This is a genomic window from Paenarthrobacter sp. YIM B13468 (genome assembly GCF_042788025.1).
GTDB classification, from domain to species: domain Bacteria; phylum Actinomycetota; class Actinomycetes; order Actinomycetales; family Micrococcaceae; genus Arthrobacter; species Arthrobacter aromaticivorans.
The window spans coordinates 130427-156872 of the sequence record NZ_JBHZPI010000002.1; the positions used below are offsets into that span (position 1 = coordinate 130427).

General features: G+C 62.5%; 26 protein-coding genes. 12 read left to right on the top strand and 14 right to left on the bottom strand.

Going from position 1 to position 26446, the window contains the following annotated elements:
• The first annotated feature begins 1 nt into the window (after position 1).
• Together ACFX4T_RS02615 and ACFX4T_RS02620 are read left to right on the top strand one after the other, a co-directional pair.
• Positions 2–439: a MaoC family dehydratase gene (locus tag ACFX4T_RS02615; RefSeq protein ID WP_216925049.1), complete on the top strand. Its 438-nt coding sequence runs from the start codon at positions 2–4 to the stop codon at positions 437–439.
• A 37-nt stretch (positions 440–476) separates the two neighbouring features.
• Positions 477–1544, top strand: coding sequence for a UDP-N-acetylmuramate dehydrogenase (locus ACFX4T_RS02620; protein ID WP_223946582.1), 1068 nt, complete (start codon positions 477–479; stop codon positions 1542–1544).
• A gap of 25 nt (positions 1545–1569) precedes the next feature.
• Here ACFX4T_RS02620 and ACFX4T_RS02625 read toward each other — a convergent pair whose 3' ends face one another.
• Positions 1570–2049, bottom strand: coding sequence for a hypothetical protein (locus ACFX4T_RS02625; RefSeq protein WP_223946581.1), 480 nt, complete (start codon positions 2047–2049; stop codon positions 1570–1572).
• An 86-nt stretch (positions 2050–2135) separates the two neighbouring features.
• Here ACFX4T_RS02625 and ACFX4T_RS02630 point away from each other — a divergent pair, with 86 nt between their 5' ends.
• Together ACFX4T_RS02630 and ACFX4T_RS02635 are read left to right on the top strand one after the other, a co-directional pair.
• Positions 2136–3278, top strand: a complete 1143-nt coding sequence (locus ACFX4T_RS02630; protein ID WP_377650709.1) for a winged helix DNA-binding domain-containing protein — start codon at positions 2136–2138, stop codon at positions 3276–3278.
• A gap of 1178 nt (positions 3279–4456) precedes the next feature.
• Entirely contained in the window at positions 4457–5461 is a 1005-nt protein-coding gene (locus tag ACFX4T_RS02635) for a DUF559 domain-containing protein (RefSeq protein WP_377650710.1), read from the top strand.
• Between the two features lie 23 nt (positions 5462–5484).
• Here ACFX4T_RS02635 and asd read toward each other — a convergent pair whose 3' ends face one another.
• From asd to ACFX4T_RS02675, 8 genes are all read right to left on the bottom strand, one after another.
• Positions 5485–6627, bottom strand: coding sequence for an aspartate-semialdehyde dehydrogenase (gene asd, locus ACFX4T_RS02640; RefSeq protein ID WP_223946578.1), 1143 nt, complete (start codon positions 6625–6627; stop codon positions 5485–5487).
• A 106-nt stretch (positions 6628–6733) separates the two neighbouring features.
• Positions 6734–6955 (bottom strand): NF038396 family protein, encoded by a 222-nt coding sequence (locus tag ACFX4T_RS02645; protein WP_223946577.1) that lies wholly within the window; start codon positions 6953–6955, stop codon positions 6734–6736.
• Between the two features lie 20 nt (positions 6956–6975).
• Positions 6976–7575 carry a dihydrofolate reductase gene (locus ACFX4T_RS02650; protein ID WP_223946576.1) on the bottom strand — a complete coding sequence of 200 codons (600 nt, stop codon included), beginning with the start codon at positions 7573–7575 and terminating at the stop codon, positions 6976–6978.
• Entirely contained in the window at positions 7572–8375 is an 804-nt protein-coding gene (locus ACFX4T_RS02655; RefSeq protein WP_223946575.1) for a thymidylate synthase, read from the bottom strand. Before ACFX4T_RS02655 ends, ACFX4T_RS02650 begins: the two co-directional genes overlap by 4 nt.
• 144 nt (positions 8376–8519) lie before the next feature.
• Positions 8520–9488, bottom strand: coding sequence for an NUDIX hydrolase (locus tag ACFX4T_RS02660; protein ID WP_216925058.1), 969 nt, complete (start codon positions 9486–9488; stop codon positions 8520–8522).
• 9 nt (positions 9489–9497) lie between these two features.
• A complete protein-coding gene (locus ACFX4T_RS02665) occupies positions 9498–11747 on the bottom strand; it encodes an RNA degradosome polyphosphate kinase (RefSeq protein ID WP_223946574.1) in 2250 nt (749 codons plus the stop codon).
• 104 nt (positions 11748–11851) lie between these two features.
• Complete coding sequence (mshD, locus tag ACFX4T_RS02670; protein WP_377650711.1) at positions 11852–12832, bottom strand: mycothiol synthase; 981 nt, start codon at positions 12830–12832, stop codon at positions 11852–11854.
• A gap of 241 nt (positions 12833–13073) precedes the next feature.
• Positions 13074–13772, bottom strand: coding sequence for a response regulator transcription factor (locus ACFX4T_RS02675; RefSeq protein WP_216925061.1), 699 nt, complete (start codon positions 13770–13772; stop codon positions 13074–13076).
• Between the two features lie 262 nt (positions 13773–14034).
• On the opposite strand from ACFX4T_RS02675, the gene ACFX4T_RS02680 reads away from it, so the two are divergent.
• From ACFX4T_RS02680 to ACFX4T_RS02705, 6 genes are all read left to right on the top strand, one after another.
• Complete coding sequence (locus tag ACFX4T_RS02680; RefSeq protein WP_216925062.1) at positions 14035–14769, top strand: permease; 735 nt, start codon at positions 14035–14037, stop codon at positions 14767–14769.
• 167 nt (positions 14770–14936) lie between these two features.
• Positions 14937–15536, top strand: a complete 600-nt coding sequence (locus tag ACFX4T_RS02685) for an FABP family protein (protein WP_216925063.1) — start codon at positions 14937–14939, stop codon at positions 15534–15536.
• Positions 15537–15591: 55 nt separating this feature from the next.
• A complete protein-coding gene (locus ACFX4T_RS02690) occupies positions 15592–16314 on the top strand; it encodes a flavodoxin family protein (RefSeq protein WP_216925064.1) in 723 nt (240 codons plus the stop codon).
• Positions 16315–16389: 75 nt separating this feature from the next.
• Entirely contained in the window at positions 16390–17475 is a 1086-nt protein-coding gene (locus tag ACFX4T_RS02695; RefSeq protein ID WP_377650712.1) for a YgfZ/GcvT domain-containing protein, read from the top strand.
• Entirely contained in the window at positions 17472–17906 is a 435-nt protein-coding gene (locus ACFX4T_RS02700) for an ankyrin repeat domain-containing protein (RefSeq protein ID WP_377650713.1), read from the top strand. The genes ACFX4T_RS02695 and ACFX4T_RS02700 overlap by 4 nt, the downstream gene beginning before the upstream one ends.
• Positions 17907–17998: 92 nt before the next feature.
• Positions 17999–19567 (top strand): DHA2 family efflux MFS transporter permease subunit, encoded by a 1569-nt coding sequence (locus ACFX4T_RS02705; protein ID WP_223946571.1) that lies wholly within the window; start codon positions 17999–18001, stop codon positions 19565–19567.
• Between the two features lie 10 nt (positions 19568–19577).
• Here ACFX4T_RS02705 and ACFX4T_RS02710 read toward each other — a convergent pair whose 3' ends face one another.
• The 5 genes from ACFX4T_RS02710 to ACFX4T_RS02730 all read right to left on the bottom strand — a co-directional run bounded on the left by ACFX4T_RS02710 (position 19578) and on the right by ACFX4T_RS02730 (position 23946).
• Complete coding sequence (locus tag ACFX4T_RS02710) at positions 19578–20327, bottom strand: GNAT family N-acetyltransferase (RefSeq protein WP_377650714.1); 750 nt, start codon at positions 20325–20327, stop codon at positions 19578–19580.
• Between the two features lie 17 nt (positions 20328–20344).
• Complete coding sequence (locus ACFX4T_RS02715) at positions 20345–21370, bottom strand: ATP-dependent 6-phosphofructokinase (protein WP_216925068.1); 1026 nt, start codon at positions 21368–21370, stop codon at positions 20345–20347.
• 207 nt (positions 21371–21577) lie between these two features.
• Positions 21578–21826: a PspC domain-containing protein gene (locus tag ACFX4T_RS02720; RefSeq protein ID WP_377650715.1), complete on the bottom strand. Its 249-nt coding sequence runs from the start codon at positions 21824–21826 to the stop codon at positions 21578–21580.
• Between the two features lie 67 nt (positions 21827–21893).
• Positions 21894–22424 (bottom strand): hypothetical protein, encoded by a 531-nt coding sequence (locus ACFX4T_RS02725; RefSeq protein ID WP_377650716.1) that lies wholly within the window; start codon positions 22422–22424, stop codon positions 21894–21896.
• A gap of 1 nt (position 22425) precedes the next feature.
• Entirely contained in the window at positions 22426–23946 is a 1521-nt protein-coding gene (locus ACFX4T_RS02730; RefSeq protein ID WP_377650717.1) for a PspC domain-containing protein, read from the bottom strand.
• 125 nt (positions 23947–24071) lie between these two features.
• Here ACFX4T_RS02730 and ACFX4T_RS02735 point away from each other — a divergent pair, with 125 nt between their 5' ends.
• Both ACFX4T_RS02735 and ACFX4T_RS02740 read left to right on the top strand, forming a co-directional pair.
• Positions 24072–25616 carry a PspC domain-containing protein gene (locus ACFX4T_RS02735; protein ID WP_377650718.1) on the top strand — a complete coding sequence of 515 codons (1545 nt, stop codon included), beginning with the start codon at positions 24072–24074 and terminating at the stop codon, positions 25614–25616.
• Positions 25613–26287 carry a LuxR C-terminal-related transcriptional regulator gene (locus ACFX4T_RS02740; RefSeq protein WP_377650719.1) on the top strand — a complete coding sequence of 225 codons (675 nt, stop codon included), beginning with the start codon at positions 25613–25615 and terminating at the stop codon, positions 26285–26287. The genes ACFX4T_RS02735 and ACFX4T_RS02740 overlap by 4 nt, the downstream gene beginning before the upstream one ends.
• Positions 26288–26446 lie beyond the last annotated feature (159 nt).

Here is a 26446-nt window from a genome sequence, read left to right on the forward strand (position 1 = left end):
CATGAGCCCAAAATTTGAAGAACTGACGGTAGGCCAGGAAATTGGCACCCGCAGCATTGAGGTCACCCGCCAGGACCTGGTCAAGTATGCCGGCGCTTCGGGGGACTTCAACCCGATCCACTGGAACGAAGCTTTTGCGACCTCTGTTGAGTTGCCCGGCGTGATCGCCCACGGCATGTTCACCATGGGCTCGGCAGTGCAGCTGGTCAGCGACTGGGCAGGGGACCCCGCCGCCGTCGTCGATTACCAGACGCGCTTCACCAAGCCGGTCCTGGTGGCTGACACCACCGGAACGGACGAGGCCGGTGCTGTTATCGATGTCACCGGGGTAGTGGGAGCCCTCGACGCCGAGGCCGGCACCGTGCGCATCGACCTCACCGTTGTAGCCGCCGGGCAGAAGGTCCTCATGAAGTCCCAAGCAGTCGTGAAGGTTTCTTGAATCAAGTGAGCACTTCATTCCCCGTTAGGCTTGATTGGTGACCCAGACGCTGCTTTCCGACCTGACCACAGCTGCCGTCGGCGGCCCGGCAGGAAAATATGTAGAGGCCCGCACTGAGGCCGAAATCATCGACGCCGTGCGGTCGGCTGACGCTGTGGGGGAGAAACTCCTCATCATTGGCGGGGGTTCCAACCTCCTGATCTCGGACGACGGCTACCCCGGCACGGTCCTGAAGATAGCGTCCGAGGGCTTCACCGTGGACTCGGAAGACAGCTGTGGCGGTGTGTCCGTGGTGGTTCAGGCCGGCCATAATTGGGACGCGCTGGTGGAGTACTCGGTTCTGCATGCGTGGTCCGGGCTTGAAGCTTTGTCCGGCATCCCGGGGGCCACAGGGGCCACGCCCGTACAGAACGTTGGCGCGTACGGCGCGGATGTTTCGCAAACCATCGCCGCCGTGCGGACTTGGGACCGGCAACGCAATGCAGTTCAGACGTTCACCAACTCAGAACTCAAGTTTGGCTACCGCGATTCCATCCTAAAGCAGACCACGGTGGAAGGTTCCCCGCGCTACGTCGTGCTGACTGTTGAATTCCAATTGCCGCTGGGGCGAATGAGCGCCCCCATTCGGTACGGTGAACTCGCCCGCGTGCTGGGCGTGGAAGCCGGCAAACGTGCCTACTCCAACGATGTCCGCCGGGAAGTCCTCCGGCTCCGCGCGTCCAAAGGCATGGTCTTGGACGCCGCAGACCGGGACACTTACTCCACAGGCTCGTTCTTCACCAACCCGATCATCCCTGCCGAACGCGCCGCAGGGTTGCCGGAGAACGCGCCGAAGTACCCGGCAGGCGAGGACGGACTAGTAAAACTTTCCGCTGCCTGGCTCATCGATCACGCGGGATTCGGCAAGGGATTCGGACTCGATGAAAGCAGTGTTTCCGGTGGCAGGGCATCCTTGTCCACCAAGCACACCTTGGCGATCACCAACCGCGGCTCGGCCTCGGCGTCGGACATGGTGGCTATCGCGCGCGAAGTGCGTGCCGGCGTCGTGAATCGCTTCGGCATTGAGCTGCACCCTGAACCCTTGCTGATTGGCGTTTCCCTCTAGCGCGACACAGCGCGCCGCCGTGGGCTTAGCGTGTGCGTCGTGCCGCGATGGGCAGGACTTTGTTGAGTAGCAGGAAGGTCAGCCCGCAACTCACTGATCCCAGTAGGAAGATCTGGCTGAAGGCAATACTTTGGGGTGAAGGGCCGCTAGGCATGAAGAGCCCTGCCATGGCGAAGCCAACCAGGCCCAGGAGCATCACGATGGCACCAAGCAGGAAGCTGCGTACTTGTGCTGCGGCCGCGGGGTAGAACCAGGGTTCCGGGGCGTCGTCCCCGGGATCGGCAACAGGTTGGATAGCGGCTGCGGAACCTATGAGCAAAGCGGCAGTGGCAGTTGCCACCAGCCCCGCCATCTGGATCACTTGCATGGCCGGCGTGAGGCTGACCCCGGTACCGACGGCCACAACGAGTCCCGTTCCAAGCCCGACGACGGTGCAGCACCAGCCAGCCGCAGCCAACCATCTGCTGAGCGGCCGCACAAGCGGAGCAAGATCACCAAAGAGCATGCGTCCATCCTAGGAAACTGTGCTGGAAGGCTGCTGGGAGGTGTTGCAAGGTTCCCTGTACCGGCTGGGCGCTTTTAGGATGGAGCATGCCTGCACCCCAAGCGCGTCCTGCCGCTATCACTCCGCGAGTTATGGGCCGCCTGCGGCTCGCTAGCCAGGGACTCCTGAATGGTGGTCTTGCCGCCGTGCCTGATGTCGTTCGCTGGATGACAGCCATGCAGGCGCAGGACCTCGGATCCGCGCTGTGGGCCGTGGGGCAGCGTGTCCCGGGATCTGCAGCATCCGACGTCCGCGCAGCCCTTGACTCCGGAACCATAGTCCGGTCATGGCCAATGCGGGGAACACTGCATCTACTGGCACCCGAGGATCTCCGCTGGATCCTGCGAATCACCAGCCCACGACTCATGAACATGGTGGCAGGGCGGCATCGGGAGCTTGGCATCACCGCCGAGGACATCAGCCATTGCCGGGACATTGCACTGAAGACGTTAGAGTCCCTCAAGACGGCCGACGGCGGACGTGGGGCCACGCGCGAGCAACTCTTTGACGCCTTCGAGGAAGCCGGCCAGATCACCAAGGCCCAGCGTGGCATCCATCTGCTTGGAAGCCTGTGCCAGCGTGCGTGGCTCGTCCAAGGCCCCATGGCTGGTTCACGCTGCAAGGTGGGCGTCCAACAGTTGTTTGTGCCCTTCGAGGAGTGGATCAAGGACTCCAGGGACCTTGATCGCGAGGAAGGAATTGCGGAGCTCCTCTTCCGGTACATCCGCAGCCACGGACCTGCGACGGTGAAGGACTTCGCCTGGTGGAGCCAAGTGCCCCTCACCGAAGCGCGCAAGGCCCTCGCCTCGGTTCAGGATCGACTGGTGGAGCTGCCGTTCGGCGATACCAGCTATTGGCTTTCGCCTGAAACAGCAGCACTGCTCGACGACGGCGTCCCCGGCTCGCGGGCGTTGCTGGCTCTTCCTGGCTTCGATGAATTCCTGCTCGGTTACCAGGACCGAAGCCTGGTCCTTGCGCCCGAGCACGCTGAATTGGTAGTGCCGGGCAGGAACGGAGTGTTCAAACGGATCATCGTGGCCGGGGGAGAAGTGGTGGGCACGTGGGCGAGGACCGGCAACGGCAAGGCGCCCGGCGTTGTTCCCGAGCCCTTCGAAGGGCAGCTGGGCCCGGCCGCGGAGCGTTCGTTCCAAGCGCAGGGGCTGGCTTACCTGAAGTTCATGGCGGGCTGAGCGCTGGGGGCCGGGTGCTGGGGGCTGGGGAACCCGTCGCTTGCCCGCAATCTCGTGGTTTGCCCGCTTCCAAGTTGTTGGCCAACAACGGGTCGGCGGGCCCACGACGTTGTTAAGGGGGGGCAGGCCCTTGTGGCTCAGGGCAAGGCGGGGCAGGGCTCGGCTGCGGCTTGGAACCCCGTTGCTTGCTGCATTCTCGTGGCTTGCCCGCTTCCAAGTTGTTGTCCAACAACGGGTTAGCGGGCCCACGACGTTGTTAGCTGGCAGGGCATCGTGACAGGGCAGGGCTCGGCTGCGGTTGGAAACCCGTCGTTTGCCCGCAATCTCGTTGCTTGCCCGCTTCCAAGTTGTTGGCCAACAACGGGTTAGCGGGCCCACGACGTTGTCAGGTGGCAGGTCATTGTGGCGCAGGGCAAGGGCGGGGCAGGGCAGGGCACGGCTGCGCTTGGAAACCCGTCGCTTGCCCGCATTCTCGTGGCTTGCCCGCATTCTCGTTGCTTGCCCGCTCCTGCGTCGTTGGCCAACAACGGGTTAGCGGGCCCACGACGTTGTTAGCTGGCAGGTCATTGTGGCGCAGCGCAGGGCAGGGCAGGGCAGGGCAGGGCAGGGCTGCGCTCGGAAATCCGTCGCTTGCCCGCGATCTCGTTGCCTGCCCGCTTCCAAGTTGTTGCCCAACAACGGGTTAGCGGGCCCACGACGTTGTTAGGTGCCAGGCCTTTGTGGCACGGGAGGGCTCGGCTGCGCTTGGAAACCCGTTGCTTGCTGCATTCTCGTTGCTTGCCCGCTCCTGCGTCGTTGGCCAACAACGGGTTAGCGGGCCCACGACGTTGTTAGCTGGCAGGTCATTGTGGCGCAGGGCAGGGCAGGGCAGGGCAGGGCAGGGCAGGGCAGGGCAGGGCAGGGCAGGGCAGGGCTGGGCAGGGCAAGGGCGGGGCAGGGCAGGGCGGGGCAGGGCAGGGCCGGGCTGGGGCTTGGAAACCCGTGGCTTGCCCGCTTCCAAGTTGTTGCCCAACAACGGTTTAGCGGGCCCGCGACGTTGTCAGGTGGCAGGGCATCGACAGGGCAGGGCTGTGCTGACAGCTGCGGCTTGGAGTGTCCAGGGCCGACAGGCCGTAGTTGTCCACATACGCCCTTGAAGGGCTGTCCGCGAGGCCCACGGCAGACGCACGATGGACCCCATGAAACCACAAAAACTTGACGCCCTGATCGCCGGGAACTGGCCGGATAACATCATCGCCGTGACAGCGGATCTCGCCGAGAGTGGTCTCGGCGACCGGGTGCTTACGGCGGGTGTGCGATCGGGAAAGCTGATCAGGCTAAGACGCGGCGTGTATGCCCGTGCCGCTGACTGGCGCGGACGAAGTCCTTGGGAGCAGGACATGCTGAGGATCCAGGCACATCAGAGCGGGTCATGCGTCGCGAGCATCTACAGCCATCTGAGTGCCGCGCGACTACATGGGTGCTCACCCTGGGATGGTGGCCCACTGGTGCACGTCACCACGCCGTTTTGGCCAGCTCAGGCGAGTTCCGGGGAAGATGTATCGGCGCACGGTGCTCCACTGGAGTCCGCGGAGATCGTTGAGCTGCAGGCGCCGTGGCGACGACCCGTCAAAGTTACGAGCCTTGAGCGCACTGTTGTGGACTGTGCACGGACCCTGGATTTTGAACGGGCATTGGTGATCGCAGACCAAGCTGTTCGCAGGGGCGCTGATCCGCTTTTGATGCATGACTATGTGGACACTGGCAAAATCACAAGAGGTGCACGACGCTTGCGACGGGTTCTCGACGCAATGGATGCACGTTCGGAATCCGTGGGAGAAACCCGGACGCGCGCACTCCTGAGCAAATTGGGGATCCACGGAGCGGTGCTTCAGCTCGAAGTCGATACACCCCTCGGTCGGTACCGAGGAGACTTCGGCTGGCCGGAAAACAAGGTGATTTTGGAATTTGACGGCCGGGCCAAGTACTTCGATTACGCACCAACCGATGAGGTGCTCTTTCAGGAGCGACGCCGGGAGAAGGCACTCCAGGCTCAGGGTTGGAAAGTGGTCCGCATCGAATGGGATGATCTCAGCCGCCCGTGGGACGTTGACCGGAATCTCAGGCAGGCACTTGCCGAGACACCCCTTAAGCGTGGAAAACCCGCTGTTCCGTTGCTGGGCAGCAACAGAACAGCGGGTTGACGACGAAACAGCGCGGACAGGGCCTAGAGCTTGCCCGTCACGATGTTCAGCATGCGGCGCAGCGGCTCAGCTGCACCCCAAAGGAGCTGGTCACCCACCGTGAAGGCGCTGATGTACTCCGGACCCATTTCCAGCTTGCGGATACGTCCAACGGGAATGTCCAGGGTGCCGGAGGCAGCCACAGGAGTCAGGTCCGCCATGGAGGCTTCCTTGGTGTTTGGAACAACCTTGGCCCACTCGTTGTCCTTGGCCAGGAGGTTCTCGATCTCCGTGACGGACAGGTCTTCACGCAGCTTGAGCGTGAGGGCCTGGGAGTGGGAGCGCATGGCGCCGATGCGGACGCACAGGCCGTCCATGGCGATGTGGTCCTTGCCCGCGGTGCCCTTGCCCGTTCCGAGGATCTTGTTGGTCTCCACTCCTGCCTTCCACTCTTCCTTGGACTGGCCGTTGCCGAGGTCGGCATCGATCCAGGGAATGAGCGAACCGGCCAGCGGAACGCCAAACTGGGTGGCGTCAACGCCAGTGCGCTGGGCGGCGAGGACCTTGTGGTCGATCTCCAGGATGGCTGAGGCCGGATCCTGCAGTTCGCTGCTTACCTCGTTGTTGAGGGTGCCGAACTGGTTCAGGAGCTCGCGCATGTGGCGGGCGCCGCCACCGGAGGCAGCCTGGTACGTCATTGAGGTGCCCCATTCGACCAGGTTGTTCTTGAACAGTCCGCCAAGGCCCATGAGCATGCAGGAGACCGTACAGTTGCCGCCGATGTAGTCCTTCACGCCGCCGGACAGACCGGCGTCGATTACGTCGCGGTTGATCGGATCCAGCACGATGATCGAGTCATCGTTCATGCGCAGTGTGGAGGCAGCATCGATCCAGAGGCCATCCCAGCCGCGGTTGCGGAGTTCGCCGTGAACCTGCTTGGTGTAGTCACCGCCCTGGGCGGTAACAATAATTGGCAGCTTGGCAAGCGTCTCAATATCGAACGCGTCCTCGAGCTTGCCAGCCCCGTCAGCAAAGGAAGGGGCGGCACCTCCTGCGTTCGAGGTGGAGAAAAATACCGGGTTGATGTTGGCGAAGTCGTTCTCGTCCTGCATACGCTGCATCAGGACAGAGCCGACCATGCCACGCCAACCGACCAGTCCTACGGACGGATTAGCTGCTGTAGTCATTTACCCAGTCTAAACTTTTGCGGCGGAGAGCCGCTGTTGGTTACGTCACGCGCGCAACGCACGACGCCGGCACTCGCCCCAGGGTCACGTCAGCCGACCGCCGCGGCTAGCTCCCGGCGTCGGGCCCTTGCAGCAGGACGGCTTTGCGCTTGCGCAAGGCAAAGAACGCACCGAACGTGAAGACCTGTGTGACCACGATCAAGACGATGATGCCGACGACGCGGTTGCCGCCAAGAATCATGGTCAGTCCAACAATGGCTGAGATCAGCGCGAAAAGCGGCAGCAGCATGTATCCCAGCACGAACAATGTTTCGGGTTTCTTCAGCATGTGGAGCATGTCCTGGTTTTCTAGTTTTCCGTCCGGCGCCACGTGGTGAACCGGTATTGTGTGCCGTTCTTGGCGGCCAGCCAGCCTTCGGGCGGCGCGGCAATATCAAAGGTCCAGTCGTCGCCGAGTTCAGGCGCGAAGGTATCGCCGTCGAGGTCGGCATCGATGATGGTGACGACGGCAACGTTGGCAATTCCCATCGACTGTTCAAAGATCTGGCCGCCGCCGATGATCCAAACCTTCTGGCCACCGGGTGCGAACTGGGATTCCAGCAGGGCTGCGTCCAACGAGGAAACCACGACGGCGCCCTCGGCCTCGGGCGTGGAAGCCCACTCCGGGTTGCGGGTCACCACAATGTTGGTGCGCCCAGGCAGGGGTCGGTACTTGTCCGGGAACGATTCCCAGGTCTTGCGGCCCATGATGACGGGGTGTCCCGTGGTCAGTTGGCTGAAGTGCTTGAGGTCCTCGGGGAGGTGCCACGGCATGGAGCCGTCCTTGCCAATCACGCCGGATTTGGTCTGGGCCCAGATCATGCCGATGCCGGTCATCTTGGCCGCGGTTTCCTGAGTGAAGATAACACCGGGAAGCTGGGAAGGATTCTCGGACGGGGGAGTGCTCATACGGCGATCGGCGCCTTGATGGTGGGGTGGTGCCGATATCCCACAACTTGGAAGTCGTCCAAGGTGTAGTCGAAGATAGAGTCCGGTTTGCGCAGGATTTTCAGCTGCGGATACTCGTACGGTTCACGGGTGAGCTGCTCGGCGACTTGCTCCACGTGGTTGTCGTAAATATGGACGTCACCGCCTGTCCAGACAAACTCGCCAGGCTCAAGGCCCAGCTGCTGGGCGACCATGCACGTCAGCAAAGCGTAGGAGGCGATGTTGAACGGGACTCCCAGGAAAGTGTCCGCGGAGCGCTGGTACAGCTGGCAGGACAACTTGCCATCGGCTACATAGAACTGGAAGAACGCATGGCAGGGCGGCAGTGCCATGTCCTTGAGCTCGGCGACGTTCCAGGCGGAGACGATGTGTCGCCGGGAATCCGGGTTGGCCGCCAGGTTGGCCATGAGCTCGGAGATTTGGTCGATGTGCCCACCGTCGGGCGTGGGCCAGCTGCGCCACTGCACACCGTACACGGGGCCGAGTTCGCCGTCGGCATCCGCCCATTCGTCCCAGATGGAAACACCTTGGTCCTGCATCCACTTCACGTTCGAATCGCCGCGAAGGAACCAGAGGAGCTCCACTGCCACTGATTTGAAGTGGACCCGCTTGGTGGTGATGAGCGGGAAGCTTTCGGCGAGGTCGAAGCGCAATTGACGGCCGAAAACGCTTCGCGTTCCGGTTCCGGTGCGGTCCGACTTATGCGTGCCGTTGGCCATGACGTCGCGCAGGAGGTCTTCATACGGGGTGGGGATGCTCACGAGTCCAGCTTACTGGTTTCGACCATGCGGACCCTCAGTAGATCGATGAGTGTCTCATCACCGACGCCGGCTGCCCAAGCTCCTTGTAGGCGCGCGTGACGCTCCCCGCGGCAGATCCCCGGATCGCCGCCGGGAGCGTCGCCACTAGTCGTCGAAAGGTTTGACCTGTTCCACGGACACAATCTTCCGTTCAGAGCCACGCGCCACCTGGCAGACGATGACCTCGCCCGGAGAAAGGAACGGATCGGACGTTGGCAGCAAGCCCCGCAAGGCGGCCGACATGTGCTGGCCCAGTTGGTTCAGCACGGTGGGCAACGCCGGGCGATGGGTGCACACAGCGATTGGCACCTGCTTATCGAACAGGGCCTCCACTGTAGCCGCCGTTTTCTTTGGTGACCGGTTGTGGTTGTGCTCGGTGAGGGCTTCAACCAGCTTTACCTTCGCTCCACTTGCCTTCGCATAGGGGGCAATGGTTGCTACGCAACGGGTCCACGGGCTGGTAACTATCCGTTGCGGCTTCCACACTTCCAACAGGCGCCGGACGGCAGCAGCCTGGCGTTGTCCGCTGGCGGCCAGCGGACGCTCGCCCTCAGCCTTGGTCCATGAGGACCTGGGCTTTGCCTTTGCATGGCGGATCAGTACGAGCGGCCACGTATCGAGTTCGCCCCGGATATGAGCCTTCTCGAGGTACTCGAGGGGCTCCACATCCGTGGGGTTGCTGAGGAAGGATGCAGCCCTGTCCGGGCTGCACCACATGACGCTGTCTACTTCCTTGCCGTCGGGCCTGAGCTGTTCGCCGTTGACCCGCATGGCCCAGTAGTGCACAACTTTCAGGCCGGCACTGACGTGGTAATGAATGGGCGGCAAGGGCAAGCCGAGCCAACTATTGAGGCCGATCTCTTCATGCACTTCACGGACGGCACACTGCGGAACTGTTTCGCCGTCGTCGAGCTTTCCTTTGGGCCAGGACCAATCGTCGTAGCGGGGCCTGTGGATCAGGAGCACCTCAAGGGCGCCCTTCTGAACGCGCCAAGGAATGGCACCGGCCGCGACAACGGCCACCCGTTCACCGGGGTGGTCCGTTTGATCCGCCACGGGGGTATCGCTTTTCAACTCGTTCCCTTACCGCCGGGCCGCAGCCCGCTGGCGTGACCGGGATGCAAGGAGCCAAGACTGCATGTCCAACAGAGGCTTTCCGTCCTCGTCAAGGTGGTGCCTGGTCCAATGACCTTGGTTGTCCAAGTGCCAACTCGCGGTTCCGTCGTCTACGTAACGGTTCATGAGGTCCACGACCGTCGCGGTGTCTTCCTTGCTGGCCAACTGGACGAGCGCCTCAACACGCCGGTCCAGGTTGCGGTGCATCATGTCTGCGGATCCGATGTAGACCACAGGATCTCCACCGTTTGCAAAAGCAAAGACGCGGGAGTGCTCCAGGAACCGGCCGAGGATGGAGCGGACCGTGATGTTTTCGCTCAGGCCCGGTACGCCCGGCCGGAGGGAGCAGATGCCACGGACCACCACGTCCACCTTCACACCGGCCTGTGAGGCGCGGTAGAGGGCGTCGATGATGGCTTCGTCCACCATGGAATTGACCTTGATCTGGACGCGGGCAGGAACGCCGGCGCGGGCGTTGCGGATTTCCGCTTCGATTCTTTCGATCAGGCCGGCACGCACGGAACGCGGCGCTACGAGCAGGCGTTTGAACGTGGACTTCGGCGCGTAACCGGAGAGCTGGTTGAAGAGCTTGGACAGGTCTTCGCCCACTTGCTCGTTCGCCGTAAGCAAGCCGAGGTCCTCATAGTAGCGGGCGGTCCGAGGGTGGTAGTTGCCGGTACCAATGTGGCAGTAGCGGCGCAGGCCGTCCACTTCCTGCCGAACCACCAGGGACAACTTGCAGTGGGTCTTCAGGCCCACAATGCCGTACACAACGTGCACGCCTGCCTGTTCCAGCTTCCGGGCCCAGGAGATGTTTGCCTGCTCATCAAAGCGGGCCTTGATCTCCACCAAGGCAAGGACCTGTTTGCCGGCCTCGGCCGCATCGATCAACGCGTCAACGATGGGGGAGTCGCCGGACGTCCTGTACAGGGTCTGTTTAATGGCCTGGACTTTGGGGTCCGCGGCAGCCTGCTCCAGGAAGGCCTGAACGGAGGTGGAGAACGAGTCGTACGGGTGGTGGAGCAGGATGTCCCGGCGGCGCATGGCGGCAAATACGTTGGCCGCCTTGGACGTTTCGGATTCGTTGAGATACCTGGACGTGTGCGGGACATGCTTGGGGTAGTGGAGATCGGGGCGGTCAATGGCGCTGATCGCAGAGAGACCACGGAGATCCAGGGGTGCCGGAACGGAGTAGACCTCGGACTCTTCAACGCCGAGTTCCCGGATGAGCAGCGCTTTGATGTTCGGGTTGATGTCCGTGGTGACTTCCAGACGCACAGGAGGACCGAAGCGGCGGCGAAGGAGTTCCTTCTCCAAGGCCTGGAGGAGGTTCTCGGCGTCGTCTTCTTCTACCTCAAGGTCCTCGTTGCGGGTGACGCGGAAGGTGTGGTGCTCCAGGACTTCCATGCCGGGGAAGAGCTTGTCCAGGTGGACTGCGATGACTTCTTCCAACGCAATGAAGCGGGCAACACGGCCTGGAATGGCACCTGCACGGGGGCCATCCACGGAGATCAGGCGCGGCAGCTGGTCCGGAACCTTCACACGGGCGAAGAGTTCCTTGTCGCTGATCGGATTGCTGACAATCACCGCAAGGTTCAGTGAGAGGCCGGAAATGTAGGGGAAGGGGTGCGCAGGATCCACGGCCAGGGGCGTCAGGATCGGGAAGACCTTTTCCTGGAACATGATGCTGATCCGGTGACGGGCATCTTCATCCAATTCATTCCAGTGCATGATGTGGATGTGTTCGTAGGCCAGGGCAGGACGGATCTGTTCGGCGAAGACACGTGCATGGCGTTCCTGTAGCTTGTGCGCCTCCTCACCGATCTGCTCCAGCACCTCGATGGGGCTCAAGCCTGCAGGGGAGGGAACAGCCAGTCCGGTGGCGATGCGCCGCTTCAAACCTGCAACGCGGACCATGAAGAACTCGTCCAGGTTGGAGGCAAAGATCGACAGGAAATTCACTCGTTCCAGAAGGAAGAGGTCCGGATCCTCCGCGAGTTCCAAAACGCGGGAGTTGAACGCCAGCCAGCTGAGCTCACGGTCCAGGAAACGGTCCGGCGTGATGTCGCCTTCGGGTTCCAGGCTCGGCGCAAATTCCGGGATGTCAATGCGGTCCTGGGTGGCTCGTGAAGCCGGAACTTCCGATGATCCGAAGCGTGGGGGCAGCGTGGCGCCCTTCGAAGTGGATCCGGCGGTGCCGACGGGGTCCGGCTGCATGGGGGTTCTCCTAAGCTCAGGACTGGGTTTCCTCCCACATTACAAGCAATTCCAGTGCCCGAATCCAAGAAGTCCCGGGCTTTCCTTGCGGCGGGATGCTGACGTTAATTCTTGGTTAAAGGTCCATACATCACATCGGTGTCCCAGCGGATAAAGCCAAGCTTCTGGTATAGGGATACGGCGGCCTGGTTGTCGGCGTCGACGTAAAGCATGACGGCGTGCAGGTCCTTGTCCTGCAGATGCCTGATTCCGGCCACGGTGAGTGCCTTGCCCAAGCCCAGGCCCTGCGCCTCGGGCGTCACACCCACTACGTAAACCTCGCCGATCGCGGGATGGGGTCCCTGCCGCGGGTGAACCTTGGTCCAGTGGAACCCCAGTAGTTCGCCGGCATCATTAACGGCCAGGAGGAAGCCGGCCGGATCAAACCAATCTTCGGCCTTGCGGGCCTCAAGGTCGGCGCGCGTCATCGAGCCCTGCTCGGGATGATGCGAGAAGGCCGCGCCGTTAGCTGCCAACCAAGCGTCCTCGTCCTGTCCCGGCACGAAGGCACGTAATGAGACCCCGTCCGGAAGGCCGACGTCGGGCAGTGCGGACGTGGAGGTCATCAGCCGCATCTTCCACAGTTCCCGCACGGGACCGTAGCCAAAACGAGTGGCCAGCTCCGCCGCGGCCTCGTGATTGCCGTGGGACCAGGCACTCAAGCCGTCAAAACCGCGTTTGCCTTCCAGCGCTTCCAGCAGGCGGCCCGCTACGCCTTGGTTGCGGTAGGCGGGGTGGACCGCCAATTCGAGGACACCCGTTGTTCCTGATGGGCCCGGCGCTTCAACGACGACGGCGATTCCCGCCAGATCTTCTCCGGTCGCCGGATCCGAATCCTCATCAGGGGCATAAAGGGCAAGCGACAGGACGGAGTGATCGCCCGCATCGACGCCCCGCAACATGACCAGTGTCTGTTCAGACAAGGGAGGGTTGCCGTCGGATTCCTCGGCGGCCGCTGCGAGGGTCCTGAAGTCCTTGAGGAGTTCGGGATCGAGGGCGCCGGTGACGAGCAGTACTGGCCAGTTCTCGGGGTGCGCGTGACTCATGATGCAAGGCTATACGTCCGGGGCAAGCACTGTAATTTGAAGTCCCCTTGAATCGGCTGTAGGCTCGTTATCTCGTTCGGCTTTGCGGCGGGGTTCTGTAGCTCACCGTGAAGTCAACACAGGGGGGATCCACCAGTGGGGTGGCCTCGATACGTTCGACCCGTATGTCCTCCACGAAAAGAAGAAGAGGCCAGGATTCTTGTGAATCCTGGCCTCTTCGTTTGTCTCTGAAGTGGAAGCCTTACGCTTCCGAGAGTTCGTCATCCGGGAGCCTGACCAACGTCAGGCGATAACCGACGTTGCGGACTGTGCTGATGAGGTTCTCGTGGTCAACACCGAGCTTGGCGCGAAGGCGTCGGATGTGCACGTCTACAGTCCGGGTGCCACCGTAATAGTCGTAGCCCCAGACTTCAGTCAACAGCTGCTGACGGGTAAACACGCGTCCGGGGTGCTGGGCGAGGTACTTGAGGAGCTCGAATTCCTTGAACGTCAGGTTCAGGGGTTGGCCGCTGACCCGGGCGGTGTAGCTCGCTTCGTCGATAACGACGCCGGCGGCGCGGATCTCCGTCTGGGTCTCCTCTTCGCCTGGTACAGCCCGGGCCATGGCCAGGCGGATTCTGGCTTCGACCTCAGCAGGGCCTGCAGAGTCCAGCACGATGTCATCCACTGACCACGCAGAAGAAACGGCTGCCATGCCGCCCTCGGTAAGAATCAGCATGAGCGGGGCGCTGAGTCCGGTGGCCTTCAGCAACTGCGTTAGGGAGCGTGCCCCCACCAAGTCCTTGCGGGCGTCCAGGAAGACGATATCCGTGGGATCGGTTTCGAGCAGCGCGGTCGGTTCTGCCGGGAGAATGTGAACACGGTGGTTGAGCAGCTCAAGGGCAGGCAGAATGTCCACCGAAGAGCCGGTGCTGTTCGTCAGGAGCAGGATGTGCGACATAGTTCCTCCAATGGGCTTTACGCGCATCATCGGGCGTCGAAACCGGAGTTTCACCGGCCGGTCACGGCAGCTGGCAAACCTTTGCCCGTTGTAACGGGATCAAGGCAAACAGTGTGCGCCGTTGAAGTCCGAGTATACCCACCCGAGCCCCGCCAGTCAGGGATTCGTGACGGGCTGCCACCGGAATTACGACATATTTGCCCGCCATAAGGCAGGATTGTCGAGAGGTCGTAAGGCGCATCGAATTGAGGTCGGGCACACAGTGAAGTCTTGGAGCATCGGGGTATTCGGACTCGTGGCGCTCGCAGCCATCGTGGCCAGCACCTTCGTTTCCCGGGAAGCCATGGTGGGCGTTGGCATCGTGGCGTCCGCGGCCGTGGGGCTTGGTTGGCCGCATTTCCTTGCAGTCCCGGCGAAGAAAACCCTGGCCTCCGTCATTGCCTTGGCCGGCGCCGGCTCGGCAGTCACGGCAGCTTACATGCCGGCTCCTGGATTCCTGGATGGTACCCCCGCCTTTATTGCCTTGGGGGTAATGGCGGTGTTCATCATCCAGCTCGTGCGGGGAACGGGGCAGGCACAGCGCCTGGAATCCACGCTCGGCTGTTGCGCTGGCGTCCTCTTGAATTGCCTCGGTGCCGGATGGATTGCCGGCGCCCGGTTCAACGGTGTCAAGGAAATGGTCCTGGTTGCCGGGTTGAGCGCCGCAGTTGCACTCCTGGTAGGCATCATTCGATGGCCGGACCGGATTGTGGCTCCCCTTGGCATCGTCATGGCCGGCCTCATGGGCCCCTTGGCCGGACTTGTTTTTTCCGACATCGCCGTCCTGCCTGCTGCCTTGGTGGGCATGGTGGTCGGATCGGTTCTGGTTTGCTTCCGGCGGATGACTACTCTCAGGCGCGGGCGGCTCAATATTCCCGCAGCACTGGGAATGGGTGTCGCGCCAGTTTGGGCCGTGGGAGCCTTGGCCTACTTCATAGACAAACTACTCATCTACTAACGGTTAGGATTGCATCATGTCTGTACTCGCATTTGAAATCTTCTTCCTCGTTCTCCTTGGCCTGGCAAGCATTGCCATGGCGTGGTTTGCGGGTTTCGTTGTTTACCGCCTTTTCAAGGGCCAGAAGTAGAGCCTTCTGATCCTGCAGTCCAAAAGAGGTAGTCGTTGTGCCTATTGAGATTCCAACAGACCTGACGCCTGAACTCGTCCCGCTTTCCTGGCTCATTGGTGAGTGGGAAGGCCGCGGCCGGCTTGGCAGTGGTGATGAGGATTCGGAACATTTCGTCCAACACGTCTCCTTCACCCATAACGGTTTGCCGTACCTGCAGTACAGGGCCGAGACCTGGCTCAGCGACGACGCTGGCGCAAAGTTGCGCCCGCTGACCGTGGAAACCGGGTTCTGGGCCCTGGAGCGCAAACTCCAGGAAGGCGACGGTGGTCCCGGACTTATCCCGGCGGACATCGTTCCTGTGCTCAAGACCGCCGATGAGGTTGAAGAACGCCGCAACAAAGAAGGCGGCTTCGATATCTCCGTGTCAATTGCCCACCCCGGGGGAATTACCGAGCTCTACTACGGCCAGATCAAGGGGCCGCAGATCCAGCTCACCACGGATATGGTGATGCGCGGCAGCCACTCCAAGGAGTACACCGCCGCAACACGGATCTTTGGCCTGGTGGATGGCAATCTCCTCTGGCGCTGGGATGTTGCCGCCAACGGCAAGGCGCTGGAAGCACACGCATCAGCGTTCCTGCACAGGGTTTCCTGACGCCGGCACGAGGTCTCACTGAACGTTCCACACGCAACCAGCAAAGGAGCAGCTAGTGAATAACCACCTCAAGCCGGGAGGCTACGAGGGCCTCAAGGCCGTGTTCTTCAACGGCACCTTGAAACCTTCGCCTCAGGTCAGCAACACCGATGGGCTGATCCGCATCAGCCGCGACATCATGGAAAAGCAGGGCGTCACCACCAGCCTCATCCGGACCGTGGACCACGATATCGCCAGTGGTGTCTATCCGGACATGCGCGAGCACGGCTGGAAAACCGATGAATGGCCAGAGATCTATCCCATGGTCGCCGAGGCCGACATCGTGGTGGTGGCCGGTCCCATCTGGCTGGGTGATAACTCTTCCCAAACCAAGAAGCTCATCGAGCGGCTTTATGCCCACTCCGGAGAACTGACTGACAAGGGGCAGTGGGCGTTCTACCCGAAGGTGGGCGGATGCCTTATCACCGGCAACGAAGACGGCATCAAACACTGTTCCATGAATGTGCTGTACAGCCTCCAACACATAGGCTTCACTATCCCTCCGCAGGCTGACGCCGGCTGGATTGGCCCAGTAGGCCCAGGGCCCAGCTACCTGGACGAAGGGTCTGGTGGTCCGGAGAGTGATTTTACTAACAGGAACACCACGTTCATGTCCTGGAACCTGATGCACATGGCCCGCCTTCTCAGGGATGCAGGTGGCATCCCTGCCTATGGCAACCTTCCGCAGGAATGGAAGGCCGGCACACGATTCGATTTCGAGAACCCGGAATACCGCTGACCCCGGAATATCTGCGAGTTCCGGAATACCACTGAGTTTCGGAATACCACTGAGCCGCAAGGACTTCTACTACATATGACTTACAAGAGCCCCCTGTTGTCGCGCCCTGGCGCCGTTGAAGACACTGGCCTGGATGCCGGCGTCGCGGCCCACTACGGCGAGCCCCTGCGGGAGCAACGCGCCCTGGCAACCGGAACCGCCGTCGTTGATCTTTCGCACCGGGGCGTGGTGACGGTGTCCGGACCGGACCGCCTCAGCTGGCTCAACACGCTGTCTTCCCAGCATGTGACCAATCTCCAGCCGCAGGTTGGTAGCGAACTATTGCTGCTCAGCGTCCAGGGCCGCATCGAGTTCGATGCACGGGTCATTGACGACGGTGAAACCACCTGGCTTATCGTCGAAACCGCGGAAGCGGCGCCGTTGGCCGAGTGGTTGAACAAGATGAAGTTCATGCTGCGTGTGGAGATCACGGATGTCTCCGGGGAGTGGGCTGTCCTTGGTTCCACGAAGCCCGTGGAGAAGCTCGGCGGTTACTTGGCTTGGGAAGATCCGTGGCCGCATGTAGGCCCGGGCGGCTATTCCTACAGCACCGTCCCGGAGGAGTCCCACCCTGGGCTGGAACGCCCATGGTTCGAATACCTCGTCCCGGCGGCAGAGTTGGAATCCGTGGTCGAAGGCCTTCCTCTAGCGGGTGCCATGGCGGCCGATGCCCTGCGGATTGCCGCGTGGCGGCCACGCCTGGGGGCGGAGACCGATGATAAGACCATTCCGCATGAGCTGGACCTTATTCGTACTTCCGTTCACCTGAACAAGGGCTGCTACAAGGGCCAGGAAACCATCGCACGCGTTCATAACCTCGGCCATCCGCCGCGGCGCCTCGTCTTCCTGCAACTGGACGGCTCACAGCACACGCTTCCGGCCGTTGGCAGCGTTGTATTTGCGGGGGAGCGCAAGGTGGGTACTCTGACATCTGTGGCGCAGCACTTCGAGATGGGCCCCGTGGCTTTGGCTGTCATCAAGCGCTCCGTTCCGGCGGATGAAACGTTGACAGTCATGGACGGCGAGGAGCCTTATGTCGCAGCCCAGGAAGTGATCGTCGCCCCCGACGCCGGCCAGGTCGTCGGGCGCCAAACCGGATTCCTGAAGGGACCCCACCGATGAGCCAACCAAGTCACAGCACCGGACCCGAAACCGGGTCCGCCAGCACCGATATGGGCGCCGACGACGAAGCAGTTGCCTTGGCCCATGCGCTCTTCGATGCCGCACGCGAAGGCGACACCGAGATGCTTCGCAGCTACCTGAACGCCGGTGCACCCGCCACGCTCACCAACGCTTCCGGAGATTCGCTGCTCATGCTTGCTGCCTACCATGGGCATGAGGAAACCGTGCAGTTGATTCTGCACCACGGCGCTGACGTGAATACCCCCAATGACCGTGGTCAGACCCCCCTTGCCGGGGCCGTATTCAAGGGATACACGGGCGTCGCCCGGGCGCTGCTGGACGCAGGAGCAGACCCCGACGCCGGAACTCCCACCGCGCGCGAAGCAGCCAAGATGTTTGCCAGGGCGGAAATATTGGCCCTTCTCGGCTAAGGCGCGGGGGGTTCCAAGAAAGCCCGGCAGCTACGACAACCGCACTAATGGGTGCGGGATCAGAGAACTTTCATACCAGCCGAAGGAATCCCTTGGAAAACGTAGCTAAGCCGTGGCCGGCGTTGTGGTCACTGGTCATAGGCTTCTTCATGATCCTTATCGACACCACTATCGTGTCGGTCGCGAATCCGCGGATCATGGAGGGTCTCAATACGGACATCAATGCCGTCATCTGGGTTACCAGCGCCTACCTCCTGTCGTACGCAGTTCCACTGCTCATCACCGGCAGGTTGGGTGACCGTTTTGGGCCGAAGAATCTGTACTTGATCGGCCTGGTGGTCTTCACTCTGGCTTCGCTGTGGTGCGGCCTCTCCGGCGATATCACCATGTTGATCGCCGCCCGCGCGGTCCAAGGACTCGGCGCGGCCATGATGACGCCGCAGACCATGGCTGTCATCACCCGTATTTTCCCTCCGGACCGCCGGGGTGCCGCCATGGGACTTTGGGGAGCAACAGCCGGCATGGCTGTACTCGTGGGTCCCATTCTGGGCGGGGTCCTGGTGGACGGACTGGGATGGGAGTGGATCTTCTTCGTCAACGTCCCGATTGGAATTGTTGCCTTCGTCATGGTCACGCGTTTCGTCCCGAAGCTGACTACGCACAGCCATTCATTCGACGTCGCGGGCGTGGTGCTCTCCGCCGTCGGCATGTTTCTTTTGGTCTTCGGCCTCCAGGAAGGCCAAACCTATAAGTGGGGAACCGTAACCGGTGCCGTTACCGTGTGGGGCTTGATCATCGCAGGGCTCGTGGTCCTGGTTCTCTTTGTTCTCTGGCAGTGGCTACTGGGCCGGCGCGGCGGGGAACCGCTGCTGCCGCTCGCTTTGTTCAAGGACCGCAATTTCTCGCTGGGCAACACCACCATCATGGTGGTCGGCTTCACCGTGACGGCGTTCCCGCTGCCCACCATCTTCTACTACCAGGTTGTGCGGGGCTTGACCCCCACCCAATCAGCCTTGCTGATGATTCCCATGGCAGTGATCTCCGGCGGCCTGGCGCCGGTGGTGGGTAAGCTGATCGACCGTGCCAACCCGCGCTGGTTCGCATCCTTCGGCCTGGTTTGTATGGCAGGAGCGCTCTTCTGGACAGCTTCACTTCTGCGTCCGGATACTCCCATTTGGATGTTCCTGCTTCCCAGCGCCCTGCAGGGTGTTGCCAATGGCTTCATTTGGGGGCCGGTATCCAATGCCACAACGCGCAACCTTGAGCCACGCCAAGCTGGCGCCGGTTCGGGCGTGTTCAACACTACCCGCCAGATCGGGGCAGTCCTTGGATCGGCGGCCATTGCCGCCCTGATCCAGGCCCGGCTTGCGGCCGAGTTGCCTGCAGCGCCAGCGGGAGCTCCGGCGAACGAAGCGTCCATGAACGGTGCCCTGCCCGAGGCCCTGCATGCAGGATTCTCGACGGCGATGGGCCAGTCGATCGTGCTGCCCGCCTGTGCGATTCTCGTCGGGGCAGTGGTGGCCATGTTCTTTGCCAAGCCGAGGTCCGTTGAAGGGTGGGGCGGTGCTGCTGCAAAGGGCGGTGCCGCTGCAAAGGAGGCTCCTCATGGCCGGGACACCGATGCAGCCGGTGCTTCGCGCCAGGACGCCGGGCGGAAGTAAAGGCTTAGGCTCAGCCGAGCAGCACGCTCGCATGGAGTCCGCCAGTGGCGAATCCCAAGCTCCGCGCCATCGCGAGCGCGCTGCTGTTGCTGACATCGGCCTTCCACTGGAGCGTCAGCCCGGCGGCCAGGGCTTCGTGGGCGGCAATCGATGCAGCGAGAGTTCCCAGACCCCGCCGACGCCAGGGGGGAGCTACCAGGACGCCCATGTTGGCCAGGATTCCCTCCCACTCGGAGTAGGCCCCGCACGCCACGGGAGTGGGCTGCTCTTCCTCGGGATGCATGATGGTGAAGCGGTACTCGAGGGCTTGCAGGCCCACTTCGTTGACGTCATCCGGCGGGCACAGCCCTTCCAGCGCGATCGCCTCTGGATTGCCACGTGAGACCGTGAGGTCTTCGGAAGGTTGATTGAGCTGGAGGTCGTCGGCAAAGAACAAGGCAGAGGACCCCAAGCCGTGTCCACCGTGGGAGCGGGTGAGGGTCAACAGCGTGACATGCTGGGCAAGCTCAGTGTCTGGAATTCCAGCGGCTGCGTCGAGGACCCATTGGGGTCCCACCAGTGCTGAGGCACCAAAAAGGCGGAGGAAAACGACCGCCCGCGCCGATTCGTCGGCGAGGGTGATGCGGTTTGAGGGGTCGGTTGGGTCTACGTCCGAAGTGGTGACCCGGGCCGCAGCGGCGGCGAAAGCGTCGTCGTCGAACCCCAAATGGCGAGCCCACGCCAGCTGGATAATGGCAGCGGACGTGGGCTCAAGAGTCATGGATTCAGCCTAGCCGACTAGCCGAACAGCACCGACGCTTCGTCGTAGCGGTGCTGGGGAACGGTCTTGAGCTTTCCCAGTGCTTCTTCGAAACCAACGTGGGAGATGTCCGTCCCCTTCAGGGCCACCATGGTGCCCCAACGGCCTTCTACCACTGAATCGATGGCTGCCATGCCCAGGCGGGTCGCCAGAACGCGGTCATAGGCAGTTGGTACGCCGCCACGCTGGATGTGGCCAAGAATTGTGGCGCGGGTCTCTATGCCGGTGCGTGCTTCGATTTCCGGTGCGAGCTGGTCCGCGATTCCGCCCAGGCGGGGTCGGCCAAAAGTGTCCAGTCCGCGTTCGGAGTGAGGGGATTCCATGTGGTCAGGAACGAAGCCTTCAGCTACCACCACCAGGGGCGCGCGACCGCGGTCGTGGGCTTCTTGGACCCACTCGGTGATCTGCTCGATGCTGACCGACTGTTCCGGGATAAGGATGGCGTGCGCACCAGCGGCCATACCAGCGTGCAGGGCGATCCAGCCTACGTGGCGGCCCATGACCTCGGCGATCATGCAGCGGTGGTGGGACTCACCTGTGGTGCGGAGGCGGTCGATTGCTTCGGTGGCGATTTCAACCGCGGTATCGAAGCCGAAGGTGTAGTCGGTTGCATCGAGGTCGTTGTCCACGGTCTTGGGAACACCAACAATTTTCAGTCCGGCATCGGTGAGTCGTTTTGCCGCCGCCAGCGTGCCTTCGCCGCCAATTGCGATGATGGCGTCAATGCCCAGGCGTTCCATGTGGGCCTTGATGACGTCCGGTCCGCCACCATTTTCGAACGGGTTGGTACGCGAGGTGCCCAGGATAGTGCCGCCCTGCTTGGCGATGCCGCGGACCAAGGTGCGGGGGATGTCGATGACATCACCTTCCACAACGCCGCGCCAGCCGTCCTTGAAACCCACGAACTCCTGGCCGTGGATTGCGATCCCCTTCAGGACCGCTCCCCGGATTACTGCGTTGAGTCCGGGGCAGTCGCCACCGCTGGTAAGAATGCCAATTTTCATGTTTGCTCACTCATGGCTTGGAGGAATACGTGTAGAGCGCCACGCTGAGCTCCCAACGATTCTAGACGTGGATGTGGGGTGGGACACAAATGGTTACTTTCGACCCCGGCCGTGCGGTATTGGAAATCTCCCTGAAAACAACGAAAGCGCCCCGGAGGTGCGGGGCGCTTTGTGTCGCTGACGTCGAAGTTGTTGGTCGTTGTGACCCTAACGGGAACGCTGGCTGGTGAACGATTCCAGCGCGATCCTGTTCTTCTGGTCCGGCAGGATGAGCCAAGCGAGGATATAGAACACGGCAGCCGGGCCGGGCAAGAGGCAGAAGAGCAGGAAAGCGACGCGAACATATGCGACGTCCACCCTGAGCTTCGCAGCGATCCCACCGCAGACGCCACCCAACCAGCGCTGGGGTCCACGCTTCAGGCCGAAGCCCCTGACGATGCTGAAGAACTTGTCCATGGCTACAGACTTCCTTGTTGTGGTTGCTTTGTCACGTTGTTGGTACCTGTCCCGATGGTGTTGGCAGTTACTTCGCAGGGCTCTTCGGTTTGCCAGCACTCTTGCGGGCGGCGAGGAGCCCTCCGATGACCAAGGCTGCGCCTGCACCGATCATGAGGCCGATCAGCACGTAGGTGCCGTCCAGCACCACCCAACCAAGGGTGGAGATCACCAACAAAGCGGCCAGGGCAATCACAATCAATCCCCACACCACGGTGCCGATCCGCGCCTGCTGCGGTTCGTCGTCGTCGATGTTCCGTTCCACCCGATAGCTGGGCTCAAGCGGTGGCGTGAGCGGTATTGGCTGGAGCGGCGGGGTTGGCTGGAGCCGCGGTGTTGGCTGGAGCGGGGGTGTTGGCTGCAGCCGCGGTGTTGGCTGGGGCTGCGGGGAGGGTGCCGGCTCCTCTGCCAGAGGCTCCCTTGCGGGGGTTTCCCTTGTCAGCGGTTCCGTCGGATTGTTGTTCTGTTCCTGGGTGAGCGGAGTGGTGGGCACTGAATTCTTGGCATCACTGCTGGATTCCGCTGCTTCACGGGCGTTGCTTGACTCGTTCGTGCTCATGTCAGTTTCCTTCCTGGATGGTCACGTTGCTGAAGGTGCCATCGATCTCCACCACGAGGTTGGCTCCGGGCTTTTCGGCGTTGTAGACCGTCCGCTCGTCCTGGAGGCGGCCGCCGCGGTCCGAGCCGTGTTCGTTGAGGTTGCCGAAAGTCATATCCGCCCTGACCTCAACGGGTACGTCGTCCGGGATGATGACGGTTACGTTGCTGAAGGTGGCGTCCACGGGGACCACGATTTCGGTGGTCAGCGGAGGCGTCAGGGCCAGATCGTCCAGGTTCACCGTGCCCTTGCCGCCAGTGACGTCCACCCCCTGCCGGGCCTGCTCGATGCTCAGCGGTGCCCAGTTCACGTCATGGAAGGTGAAGCGATCGCCATTCCGTGGGACAACATTGAAGATTCCACCGATGATCAAGGCCACTACCGCCAGGAAACCGAGGAAACCGGAGGTCCGTCCGCGCAACCCCGCGATGAGGATGCCCAGACCCAGAACCGCTGCGCCCGTGGCCCACACCACGGTGTTGGCTGAATGGCCGAGCTCGATGATGTTGCCGGCGTCCAACGCTTTCAGGGTGCCCCCAACCAGCAGTGCCACACCCGCGGTGACTGCAACCATCGCCGGCCCGGGGCCCCTGCGCCTGGCGCGGGGCGGCTTGGGTTCACCGTTGTGCGGCTGGCCGCCAAAAGGCTCGCCGCCCTGGGGAGGGGTAGGGCCGAAGGGCGGTCGCGGGCCTGATGGCTCGTATGTGCCAGCCCCATGAACCTGCGGTTTGGTGCCTGCCTGGCCTGGGCCGTACACCGGAACACCGCTGTTGGTCCCGGTAGCAGCGTTTGTCCCGGTTGCTGTTGGCGTTCCGTAGGCTGGCGGGGCTCCGTAGGAGCTGGCCGTTCCGTAAGAATTGCCCGCAAAGTTCTGTTGGGTCATGGGCTGGCCGGCCTTCGGTCCCTTGTTGCGTTGCACCAGGTAGTAGATGAGGTAGATGACGCCGCCCACCCAGAAGAGCGTCCACAACAGGCCAGGAACGCCGTTCCAGCCCCACCCCCAGAACCCGCGGCCCAGGCCGGGCAGCCCGATGATCGTGGTGATCAATGCACCCGTCATGCCACCGGACCAACGCCCGGCGGCTGCTTCCTGAACGTGGATGCGGCCGTCAGGTTCAGGCAGCAGGGCCCACGCCAGGCCGTAGAGGAGGACGCCAATGCCGGCAAAGAGCGCAAGGACGATGAATATGCCCCGAACAATCAGGGGGTCGATGCCGAACCGGTGCGCCACTCCGCTGCAGACACCACCGATCCAGCGGTCCGGCCCACGGCGGACGCCCTGGCCGCGGATCCAGTCGAAGAAGTTCTGCTGGGGTGCACCGCCGGGTTGGGGTGCAGCGGGACCGGTCCCGGAGGAAGGATCGGTCTGGGGAGACGGTTCCCCTGGGGCGCCGGCGGAGGTGCTGGCGTTGGCGCCAGGATCAGGTGTGCCGGCATTGCCAGGCGTTCCGGATCCCTCTGGGTTCATGCTGTTCGCGTTCATACTTCGATCCTGCCGTCCCGGGCATCCTGTCCTCTACTGGGGGATACCCTGAATGATCCCTGAGGGACCCCCGAAGAACGCTGGTTTCCGGTCCTGGCAACCCTGATCCGTGTTTGGATTGGTACATGACAACCGCTGTAGAACGCCCGCCGCTGGTCCGCAGCAGCGACCGCATGATCGCCGGCGTCTGCAGCGGACTGGCCGACCATTTGGGCTGGCCCGTGAAGTACGTCCGGCTGGGCATGGTTCTCGCATGCTTCGCCGGGGGAGCGGGGCTAGCCTTCTACGCCTGGCTGTGGACCATGGTTCCCACCGCTGATGAGAGCGCGCGCCGCAATGCCCGCCGGCCGGCGTCGCCTATTGCTCCTGCAGTCAGCTTTCCGCCGGCAACGGAGTCCGTACCAAGAGCGCCCGACGCCGGACCCGCACCGCCGGTGGTCGGCTCTCCAGCGGTGAGTGGCAACCCTTCGGCACCCGATGGCACAGGTGGCTTTGGTCCACCGTTTGGTAGCCCACCGATTAGTAGCCCCCTGCTTGGTAGCTCAGCGTCTGCCAGGACAACTACAGGCAGCCCGGCGGCTCCAGCCGGCGGTTGGGCCGAATCCGGAAGCCCCGCACTAGCCGTCTCGCGCTTCAACCTGCGAAGAATCCCTTATGGCAAGGAGATCCTGCTCGGAGCCGGCCTGCTTCTTGTCGCTGTGATCCTGATTGTCCGCCAGTTCGGCGTCGATGTGCCCTTGGGAACGCTGATTCCGGCAGCTGCCATCCTGGGCGGCGCGGCGATCGCATGGATGCAACTCGACGAGACCCGCAGGGCTGGTTTGGTAGACAAAACCAAGGCCGACCAAGCTGGCGGCTGGGTCCGCCTGGCTGCTGGCCTTGCGTTGGTGGTGGCCGGGGTCCTGGTCATGGTGTCCGGATCGGGATCCTGGGAGCAGACCTGGCTGGCGCTCCTGGCGTCCGTTGCCGTCCTGGGCGGCGTTGCACTGGTCCTACTGCCGTGGGGACTGAAATTCTGGAAGGACCTTGAGACTGAACGGGCGGGGCGTGTACGGGAAACCGAGCGCGCAGAGATCGCAGCCCACCTGCACGATTCGGTGTTGCAGACCCTTGCGCTGATCCAGCGCAGGGCAGGCTCGGAGCAGGATGTTGTCCGGCTGGCGAGGGCCCAGGAACGTGAACTTCGGTCCTGGCTCTTCACCGATGCCGCCAAGGACGCCGGACTCCTGGCCGAGCGGATCAAGGCCGTAGCCGCCGAAGTGGAAGATGCTCACGGCCAGGCCGTGGAAGTGGTTACCGTGGGCGACGCAGATATGACTGACAGGCACGAGGCCCTGGTCCAGGCAGCCAGGGAAGCCATGCTCAATGCGGCCCGGCACGGCGGGGGAACAGTATCCGTCTACATGGAGAGCACCGCAGGAAGTACCGAGGTCTTCATCAAGGACCGCGGTCCGGGATTTGACCTCGAATCTGTCCCCGATGACAGGCTGGGCGTCAAAGAATCAATCATCGGCCGCATGAAGCGCCACGGAGGCACGGCAACCATCAACAGCAGCAAGGACGGAACCGAAGTCCGGCTGGCCCTCCCCTCGATAAACGCCGACGGTAGCGATACACGCACTGGAGATGTGCCCAGCGGCGAAGTACGGAATGGAGAACCACGGCAATGAACAACTCCTCCCACAGCGGTGAGCCGCGCAGTGTACGAGTGGTGATCGTCGATGACCACACGATCTTCCGTTCCGGGCTGAAGGCGGATCTCGATCACCGCATGGACGTCGTGGGCGAGGCGGGCACGGTTGAGGAGGCCATTGCTGTCATTGCGGAAACCCGGCCTGAGGTTGTCCTGCTGGACGTGCACCTTCCCGGTGGCCTTGGTGGCGGAGGGCGCGAGGTCATTGCGGGGTCCGCGGCGCTGCTGGGCACCACCAGCTTCCTGGCCCTGAGTGTTTCCGACGCAGCCGAGGACGTCGTGGCAGTGATCAGGGCTGGTGCCCGTGGCTACGTCACCAAGACGATTTCCGGTGCCGGTATTTCCGATGCGGTGATCCGCGTGGCGGACGGCGACGCCGTCTTCTCACCCCGGCTGGCTGGCTTCGTCCTGGATGCCTTCGGTACGGCACCGGCGGACATCGCGGACGACGAATTGGACCGCCTATCGGCGCGTGAGCTGGAAGTCATGCGCCTCATCGCGCGCGGATACAGCTACAAGGAAGTGGCCAAGGAGCTGTTCATTTCCGTCAAGACCGTGGAGACGCACGTGTCCGCAGTGCTCCGGAAACTGCAGCTCTCCAGCCGCCACGAACTGACCAAGTGGGCCGCCGAGCGCCGCCTCCTCTGATCCTCTCTCACATCCGCCAGCCTTTGAACGGATCCTCTCTCACATCCGCCGGCCTTTGAACGGATGTTCTCTCACATCCCGCCGCTTAAACGGAAATGCTCCCGCACCAAACATTGGTGCGGGAGCATTCAACCTTGAAGCGCTGCCGGCAATCCTGAA